The organism is Brevibacterium sp. Marseille-P9724, from assembly GCF_902500275.1.
Taxonomy (GTDB): Bacteria; Actinomycetota; Actinomycetes; order Actinomycetales; family Brevibacteriaceae; genus Brevibacterium.
In genome coordinates this window covers 1-7,753 of sequence record NZ_LR723004.1, presented here as the reverse complement: position 1 = coordinate 7,753, position 7,753 = coordinate 1, and the positions used below count along the sequence as shown (strand labels likewise).

The window sequence follows — 7,753 nt, the reverse complement described above, 5'->3', positions numbered from 1 at the left end:
GCCAGTGAGAGTGCTCGCGAGGATTCGTACGCAGCGTTCTTACATGACTACAATCACCACCGAGCCCACACCGCCATCGGGGGACTCTCACCAGCCGACCGCGTTCACAACCTCACGGGGAAGTACACCTAGAGCACAAGGACCGGCCCGCCTGGTGGTGTTCATCGCCCTGAATCACAAGCGGTCCGGAATTTGCACAAGGGCCTGAAAGGCGAAGTCTGGAATGTCGACTCTTTCGTCGACCTCCACCGCGAGGGCCCTTGCTGCGAAGCCGGCGATGCAGGCAAACAAGTGACACTGTCTCTGTTTGGCAAGCCCGTGGCGATCGACAACCACTCGGGCTATAAGGAGAACTACCGCGGCGACTACTCCAAGTAGCTGGTGCTTGCTGCACAGGACTCGCTCAGCAGGCGCGGAAACCCGCCGTCTGGGACGATCTCGCGGTATGACCAGACCAGCGACCTGCCTGGAACTGCACTGGCCTCCTTTGCCCTCAACGAGTCTGGCACAGTTCTGCTCGAGGTTCGCGGACAGACACAATCATGGGGCGCCAAGAAGAAAGGGCGGCTCGCCAAGGCTGTTGAAACCGGTTGCACCGGCATCGTTCACAGCGTTGCCGACACTTCCGTCAAGTCCTAGGAGCCGAAAGACTACCACGAAATTCCCAAGGCCACATACCCAAGGAACTAAACAGCCTAAGACTTGACTGACATGAGCAGAGGGGCTGGAGGGTTTAACCCTCCAGCCCCTCTGCTCATGTCAGGGCCTTGTGGAACTATCTGAATCGACCCACTGACCGAGTAAAAATCTGCATTCGCACTTTCACAGGTGATCACAATGACAAAAGATCGCTGCTCATCCACACGGATCCTAGTTAAAGCAGACGAAGCACAGAAGCACTCCAAGCAGCGAACGAGCCCAATAAAACCGGAAGCCGTCAACCAAGCCGTTTGGATCTGCGCCTGCTGGGCAATAACATTCATCCCCATAGTGGCAGTCTTAGCTTGCCTTGAGTTTGGCACCTTCCGCAGCGAACTCCACGTTCGCTCACACCTGGGCTCTTGGCTGGCTGCAAGCATCGCAATTACCAGCACCGGGAATATGACGCAGGCCCTTGCGGCAAACTTAAATGGACGGATTGAGCGTGCTTACCGCAATCTAGGCCTCTTAACTTCGTCATTGGGATGCTCCACCGCAATCATTTCCAGCATTGCATTCGCCGCGGATAATACCGCCAATCCGACTCTGATCTTCCAGATGGCTTTTGCTGCTACCCTCGGCACGATCACCCTACTGACGGCTTTTCCGCTGCTTTCCCTTATTCGAACGCCCTCACAAAACGTCCCTTTCAATCTTAAAGGCGATGCATGATGCTTTCCGACACCGGTTTACGTTTTCTTCAGCGGCGAGTCGGCGTGTCGTCGAGTACAATGAGCCCACTCGAACAACGCAGTGCCTGCGCGCATACTCAGGGTACTGCGCTCCCCTGGCTGGCACCTCGGCTTTCGTCCCGGTGCCTTGGCAGAACAGAAAGATTGGTCCGCTTTGTCTGAATCGGCTTCGAATTCCTCACACGGCAACAACGGTGCCGTCAACATTCCCGACAACATGGAGGCCGCACCGCGTCTGGTCGCCTACGATCACGACAACAGGCGGCCGATGTTCGCGTTCATCCTGTACATTCTGGCCGCGCTCATGATGGTCGTTGCGCTTGTCGTCGGCACTGACGCAAGTGACCCGCTGCGCGCTGCTCCGCTGTGGGGCTCGGCAGTCATGGTGGGCGGTCTCGGTGTTGTTGCGCAGCTGTTGCAGCGTCTGTGCCAGATCCTCAAGGACATTCGCGCGGAACTTCAGAGCCGTCGCTGAGGTTCCGCAGTTCAGCTTCGCGCTAGCCGCTGCTGAACTTCAGCCCGACTGGGACCTCAGCACTCGGAACTTGGTCTGCCCGTTGGGCTTGTCTTTGCCGTGGACCTTGACGGCCACGGCGGTCTCAGTCATCGAAAGCCATGCCAGATGCAGCTTTTCAGCCGAGCCTTCAGCGGTGGTAACGTCTTCGCGCCACAGTTCTTTACCGGAGCCAGCGTCTACGGCGACAACTGCGTCACCTTGGGAGAACACGACAGCACCCGCAGCCAGCATGTATCCCGCGTCACGGGCAGCGGAGCCCGCATCCGCCTCGGCAGGGGCCGACCAGAGGACCTTGCCGTCGGCCATTGAAACCGCATCGAGCGTGTTGGCGGGGCTCGGCACGAGCCCGTACAGGGTCCCATCCTCGGTGACTCCGGCGGCCGTGTCGCCTGGCAGCCTTGCTCCGGGCACCATGTGATCCCTGAATTCAGCGCTCACGGGTTTACGCTGCACGCTTTCCAGTTTGCTGCCGGTGAAGTTGTCGCCGACTTCTGCAAAGATCACGAACTCCTCTGTCGCGTTGTAGCAGTACCATTTTTCTGCAGCTTTGCGTATCCAGCCGGTCAGGCAGTCGGCACCATCAGCACCCGCGTTGATTGTGACGGCGGGATTCTCAGCGGCTTCCACATCTGACCATTCCCTGACGGTGTGGATATCGCGTGATGTCGACTTGTCCGGCACATCCCGTTCCAGCGCGTAGTTGTCGGCATCAATCGCGTTGAAGAAGTAGATGTTGCCTTCTGCGTGGCTCGGGTCGCCGCCCTTGCCATCGGCTCTGGCTATAACGGCGGCTTCGGCTTTGCCGTCTTTGAGTGCGGTCCGCTGCAGGATGCGCCGTTACGATGTTGTGGCCGCGTGGGTCAGGTATTGACCGCTGGGATCGACGGCCGGCATGGTGACGTCGCTCTTCTTTGGCAGAGCGGGCGCCTGCCACTGGGGTTTGATCTCTTGAGCTCCCGAAGCGCCTTTTGGCATCTGGAGACCCACGGCTGCCGGTGACTCACCTGAGCAGTCGGGGACCTCTTGGAAGGCGGGGCCAAGCCCGTTCAGCGCGACAATGATCGTGCCGGATTGAGTGACCGGTTCATCTGCTAAAAGGCTGTAGGCTCTGCCGGAGCACTTTCCGAGCGAACCCGGGTCGAAGGTCCACTGTTCTTCGCCGTCTGCCGTATTGATGCCGTGGATCTTTCCTGTTTGCGGGTCTTGGTAGATGAGAGTTTCGTCTTTGATGTAGGACTCGGGACCGACATCGCCGGCTTCGGCCGGTGGGATGATAATCGGTTTGGACCACAGCTTTTTGCCGTCGCCGTCGTAGGCGCGCATCTCCTGGAATCCACTCCCATAGAACACTGCGATGTCGTCGCTGGAAGCGAATACTGTTGCCCCGCCCTCATCGAACTGCTGCCACGGTCCCCATTCGAGTTTCGGCTCATCTTTTTCCGGGCTGGCAGAGCTGCTGGAGTCATCGGAGCCGCCAAGGTTGACTGATCCTCCACACCCGGCGAGGACGAGCGAATTTGCAAAGACGACGGCCGCGGTGGCGCGCAGGGACCGAGGACGGATCATGGTGCTCCTTGGTTAGGGGTGCCGGGCGGCAACGCACTCATCGTAGCCAAGAAGTTCCGTTTTCAAACTGGCGCGAGCGCCCAAGGATAATATTTATCCTTGGGTACACTGGCCATTAGTCCAAGGATAAGTATTATCCTTGGACAGAACCGCGCTGAAGGAAAGGCTAGTGCTTATGTCGTGGACAGCCCGGGAGTGGACTCCTCCTGACAGTGCGCGGCGTCCGCGTGAACGCTGGCAGGGAACCTATTGGGCGTATCGGCCGTTTTCGCTCACTGAACCTGAGTGGCACATCGATTTTGCGGTGGCAGCTGAAGCCGGTCGTGTAGAGCGTCGTATCCGCAATCTGAAGTTTCATCAGGCCGCAGGCAAGCTCGAAGCGGTGTCGCGCTATCTGCTTCGCAGTGAAGCAGTCTCCAGTTCCTACATCGAGGGGCTGCGCTCTAATGCGCGGAACATTGTTTTCGAAGAACTCAAACGGCTCGAACACACTGCAAACGGCACGGCTGCTTCCGGACATGCGTCGATCGCAGCCGAGGTTGCCGACAATATTTCCGCTCTGACCAGCGCTGTTGAACGTTTGGGTACGGCTGAGCTCATCACGTGGGCCGATATCGAGCAACTGCAGAAAGAGCTGCTGCCCAGCCTGAGCACGCCGGGCATTCGTGATAGGCAGAACTGGGTTGGCGGAAGTGACATTCACCCCGGCCAGGCGGACTTCATTCCTCCCACAGAACATGCACTGGTTCCCGCGGTTGAGGATCTTGTTGAGTTCATGAGCGGAGCTGCGACGGGATGCCTGATTCAGGCGGGCCTAGTGCATGCGCAGTTCGAAACGCTGCACCCCTTTGCTGATGGCAATGGGCGCATTGGGCGAGCGCTCATTCACACGGTGTTTGTCCGCGGTGGTCTGACAGAAGGGTCGGTTCTGCCCATCAGTCAGGTGCTTCTGACCCGTTCAGACGAATACGTCACGGGGCTTATGACTTTCCGCGGCATCCCGCACGGCACCGAACTTGCCACGAGCGCTGAGCCAGTCCGCGAACTGAGCATCAGCGACGGCCTCAATGCCTGGCTTCGGCATTTCATTTCCGCGGCAGATGAGGCTGTGGATCTGGCGTCTGCCCTTAAGGATGAGCTTGATGAATTCGATCGCGATAGCCGCGCCCTCATCACCGCCTATGCGGAGCGGACCGAAACGCGGATTCCGCGCAGTGATTCATCGGTGTGGAAAATCCTCGATGTCCTGCCGAAGCTTCCGGCATTGACTGTCGATGTGGCTGCTCGGCTGACCGGGACCAGCTCTACATCAGCACAGAATGCTTTGGAACACCTCGTTGCGGCAGGCGTTCTTGAAAGGCGCAGCATCGGCAAGGGCAAACGCGGTTTCGTGTCCAATGACCTTTTGGATTTGCTCAACTCAACTCTGCGGAAGTGGGCAAGCACCCGATTCGATACGCGCATCAGCAAACCGAACCGGCCTACCCCAGGCAGTCCCGGCAAGAAGTAATCCCAGCCATAACACCACCTCGTCCGTCTATGCCTTTTTGCGTTCGACGAGCTTGCGCTGTTCTAGGCGCAGGGTGACGTCGGCTGATCGTGCAAGCTGCTTCGAATGGGTGACCACGATGACGCATTTGCCCTGCGCATGGGCTGCATCCCGCAGAATCTCAATAACCCCTTCCGCAGTTTCCTCATCGAGGTTGCCAGTGGGTTCATCAGCCAGGATGACAGGAGCAGAGGAAACCAGGGCTCGGCCGATGACCACTCGCTGCTGCTGACCACCAGACAGCGCCAGCACGTTGCGCTTCGCAGCAGCGGCATCGATGCCCAACCGAGTCACGTCGTCAATGCTGGCCTTGAGGTTGGTCAGGCGAAGGTTCTCCAGAGATGTCAGATAGTCGATGAGGTTGTAGTTCCGGAACACCAGCGCAATCTGGTCTTTGCGATGGCGAGTGTACCCGGTTTCAGCAATGTCGTCGCCGCCAAAGCGGACAGTCCCCTGACTGGGTGCATCAAGCCCGGCCAGCAGGTTCAACATGGTGGTTTTGCCTGCACCGGACTAACCGACGATCGCGTAGAACGTGCCCTCTTCGAAGTCATAGGTGACATTGCTGAGCACCAGCTTGGCAGAGTTGGCGTAGCTGAAGTTGACGTGATCAAGCTGCATGATTGCCATCATGTTTCCTAACTGAGTTTTGCAAGAATTCGTTTGGGTCGCTGCATAACGAGCGGCAGGACTCCCACGGACACTCCGATGAGCACAATGACGGCTCCCAGCACCAACGCCAGGACAACATCACCGGCTCCGGTGCTCGGCTGAATCGCCGACAGCGCCTCCCCACCCACCTGGGTGAAGACTGCCTGGCCCAGCCAGGAGGAAAGAACCGTCCCGGCACAGCGGCAATAACTGCCGCCACACCTGCGAAAATGCCCGCTTCAATCGCGAATTGCGACAGCACATTGCCTTTGCTTTTGCCCAAGTACAAAAGGAGGCCGATTTCGTGAATCCGCCCGCGCGCCCAGAATGCGCTCACCAGCGTGAGCACGCACGCGCCGGCCACACACAGGCCCAAAAGCAGGATTCCCAGCAGTCGGTCCACCCCAGTAATCGCCTGAAGAACAGGGGCGAACTGTGCCGAGTTGTCCTCCAGTGTCAGCTCCGGTGCGATGCCTTTGGCGGCTTCGAGCGCCTCCGGCAGCTGCTGCGCGTTCTGCGTGAAATAGCGACCCGTGGTCAGGGGCGCGCCGAGTTTCTGAGCCGATGCGAGGCCCACAATCACGTGATTCTCAGACGCTCCGGACGGCAGGCCCGTGGGGTTGTCGGTTCTGCCTTCGAGGATGCCGGCAATCGTGACCGTGACCTTCTCACCACCGCGAGTGAGAGTCAGCTTGTCCCCCACCCCGGGCTTGTTGTGGTCGGCGAACTCGCGGTGAATGATCGCCTTCCCAGCGCCAGTCTGCGAACCACCGTCCGCACCAGCCTGCGACTCCCCCGCACCCACGTGCTCACCTTCGACAAGCTTGTACAGCTTGCCCTGGAATGCCGGGTTGAGCGAGGAATCGCTGGTTCCAGTCACACTGACATCACCGGCGAACTGCGGGTCCAGCTGAACTCCGCTGGCACCCAACACCGCCTGTGCGCCTTCGGGCCTGGCCAAGGCGGCTGCCTCAAGACTGTGCCGCGCCACTTGGGGGGGGCAGGGCTGCCAAACGCTCGGCCACCTCCCGCTCGATTCCCCCGGAATCTCCCGAGGTGCCGCCCGGCTGGGCAGCCGGACTCTCACCTGCCCCAGGTGCCACCCGGTCACCCTCCCGAGGTGCCGGGGTACCTGCCGAACCAGCCTCCACCTCGCCAGCGGTCTCACCTACCGAACCAGCCCCGGTTGCCGTGAATCCGGTGCCGACGTTGGTGTTGATGGCGTTTTTGACCTCAGTCATGGTCGAGCGGACGCGGGATTGGGCGACGAGTGCTGTGAACACCACGGTCATGATGAGGGTCATGAGCAGGGTGCGGCCGGGTTTGCGGGTGACGCAGCGGATTGCGCGCGCCCAGGGGCTGGTCATGTGGCGTCCGCCAGGATTGCGCGGGGGCTCTTGCGCATCATCGGCACAGCGCTAATCGCAACGACAACGGCGATAACCACAACACAGATAATCGCGGCCTGAAGAACCGAGCCAGATGTCAGTCCCACTGTCAGGCTGTCGAGTGTTTGGGCGGATGCGGAAGATTCCATGTCGGCACCGAACTGTCCGGCTTGGGCCATGTCCTGGGCCGCAGACTTGTTGACGCTGGCCAGGGTGGTCTCACCCATCCATTGGGCGAATCGGCCGGCGGCGAAGTACGCGGCGACAAATGCCGGGACCGCGATCATGAGCATTTCGGTGAAGTACTGTGCGGCGATGCTGGTTTTTGTCACCCCGATGGACAGCAGTGCGCCGGTTTCCCTGTTCCGGTCGCGCAGCCACAGGAACAGGACCAGCGCGACGACCGCGGCGGCGACGATCCCGTGGCGGCAACGGTGGTGTTGCGCATGATGCTCTTGATGCCGTCGACTGCTCCGATGACGCCCGAAAGGTACTGGGCGGATGGGGAGATCTGGTAGTTCTGCCAGTCAATGCCCTGCCCCTTGGCTGCTTCTGTGACCTAGTTGTAGTTCCTCGGGAGGTTGTGAACGGGATTTGAGGTCAGAGAAGACCCCCGGTATCGAGGTGGGTAACGACACGCACCCTGACCCGGAGGTCTTCCATGACACACCGTAACGCCCCGATGACCATC

Annotated in this window: 10 protein-coding genes and 2 pseudogenes; 6 read left to right on the top strand and 6 right to left on the bottom strand. The window is 59.8% G+C overall.

The window, feature by feature from the left end:
- The 5 genes and pseudogenes from GC119_RS11150 to GC119_RS10800 form a co-directional block, all read left to right on the top strand.
- A pseudogene (locus GC119_RS11150) lies at nt 1–132 on the top strand (IS481 family transposase); the annotation flags it as partial.
- A 60-nt stretch (nt 133–192) separates the two neighbouring features.
- Nucleotides 193–378 carry a hypothetical protein gene (locus GC119_RS10815; protein WP_151953138.1) on the top strand — a complete coding sequence of 62 codons (186 nt, stop codon included), beginning with the start codon at nt 193–195 and terminating at the stop codon, nt 376–378.
- 3 nt (nt 379–381) lie between these two features.
- Nucleotides 382–639, top strand: a complete 258-nt coding sequence (locus GC119_RS10810; protein WP_151953137.1) for a hypothetical protein — start codon at nt 382–384, stop codon at nt 637–639.
- A gap of 198 nt (nt 640–837) precedes the next feature.
- Nucleotides 838–1,371: a hypothetical protein gene (locus GC119_RS10805; protein WP_151953136.1), complete on the top strand. Its 534-nt coding sequence runs from the start codon at nt 838–840 to the stop codon at nt 1,369–1,371.
- Between the two features lie 174 nt (nt 1,372–1,545).
- A complete protein-coding gene (locus GC119_RS10800) occupies nt 1,546–1,866 on the top strand; it encodes a hypothetical protein (protein ID WP_070576195.1) in 321 nt (106 codons plus the stop codon).
- Nucleotides 1,867–1,905: 39 nt separating this feature from the next.
- Here the strand turns inward: GC119_RS10800 and GC119_RS10795 are convergent, their stop codons facing one another.
- A complete protein-coding gene (locus GC119_RS10795) occupies nt 1,906–2,589 on the bottom strand; it encodes a PQQ-binding-like beta-propeller repeat protein (protein ID WP_151953135.1) in 684 nt (227 codons plus the stop codon).
- Nucleotides 2,590–2,745: 156 nt separating this feature from the next.
- The gene (locus GC119_RS10790; protein ID WP_151953134.1) at nt 2,746–3,474 is read right to left on the bottom strand and encodes a hypothetical protein; all 729 of its coding nucleotides are present in this window, start codon (nt 3,472–3,474) and stop codon (nt 2,746–2,748) included.
- 175 nt (nt 3,475–3,649) lie between these two features.
- On the opposite strand from GC119_RS10790, the gene GC119_RS10785 reads away from it, so the two are divergent.
- Nucleotides 3,650–4,984: a Fic family protein gene (locus GC119_RS10785; RefSeq protein ID WP_151953133.1), complete on the top strand. Its 1,335-nt coding sequence runs from the start codon at nt 3,650–3,652 to the stop codon at nt 4,982–4,984.
- Nucleotides 4,985–5,011: 27 nt separating this feature from the next.
- Here the strand turns inward: GC119_RS10785 and GC119_RS10780 are convergent.
- The 4 genes and pseudogenes from GC119_RS10780 to GC119_RS11140 all read right to left on the bottom strand — a co-directional run bounded on the left by GC119_RS10780 (nt 5,012) and on the right by GC119_RS11140 (nt 7,439).
- A pseudogene (locus GC119_RS10780) lies at nt 5,012–5,653 on the bottom strand (ABC transporter ATP-binding protein).
- The gene (locus GC119_RS10775) at nt 5,634–6,635 is read right to left on the bottom strand and encodes an FtsX-like permease family protein (RefSeq protein WP_226829413.1); all 1,002 of its coding nucleotides are present in this window, start codon (nt 6,633–6,635) and stop codon (nt 5,634–5,636) included. Before GC119_RS10775 ends, GC119_RS10780 begins: the two are co-directional and overlap by 20 nt.
- Nucleotides 6,636–6,645: 10 nt before the next feature.
- Nucleotides 6,646–7,041 (bottom strand): hypothetical protein, encoded by a 396-nt coding sequence (locus GC119_RS11145; RefSeq protein ID WP_226829412.1) that lies wholly within the window; start codon nt 7,039–7,041, stop codon nt 6,646–6,648.
- Complete coding sequence (locus GC119_RS11140) at nt 7,038–7,439, bottom strand: FtsX-like permease family protein (RefSeq protein ID WP_319643753.1); 402 nt, start codon at nt 7,437–7,439, stop codon at nt 7,038–7,040. The genes GC119_RS11145 and GC119_RS11140 overlap by 4 nt, the downstream gene beginning before the upstream one ends.
- Nucleotides 7,440–7,753: the final 314 nt, after the last annotated feature.

Bases quoted from the DNA above. Each gene is read 5' to 3' on its own strand.
- GC119_RS10805 (WP_151953136.1), top strand. From the start codon at position 838: ATGACAAAAGATCGCTGCTCATCCACACGGATCCTAGTTAAAGCAGAC.
- GC119_RS10790 (WP_151953134.1), bottom strand. From the start codon at position 3,474: ATGATCCGTCCTCGGTCCCTGCGCGCCACCGCGGCCGTCGTCTTTGCA.
- GC119_RS10785 (WP_151953133.1), top strand. From the start codon at position 3,650: ATGTCGTGGACAGCCCGGGAGTGGACTCCTCCTGACAGTGCGCGGCGT.
- GC119_RS11145 (WP_226829412.1), bottom strand. From the start codon at position 7,041: ATGACCAGCCCCTGGGCGCGCGCAATCCGCTGCGTCACCCGCAAACCC.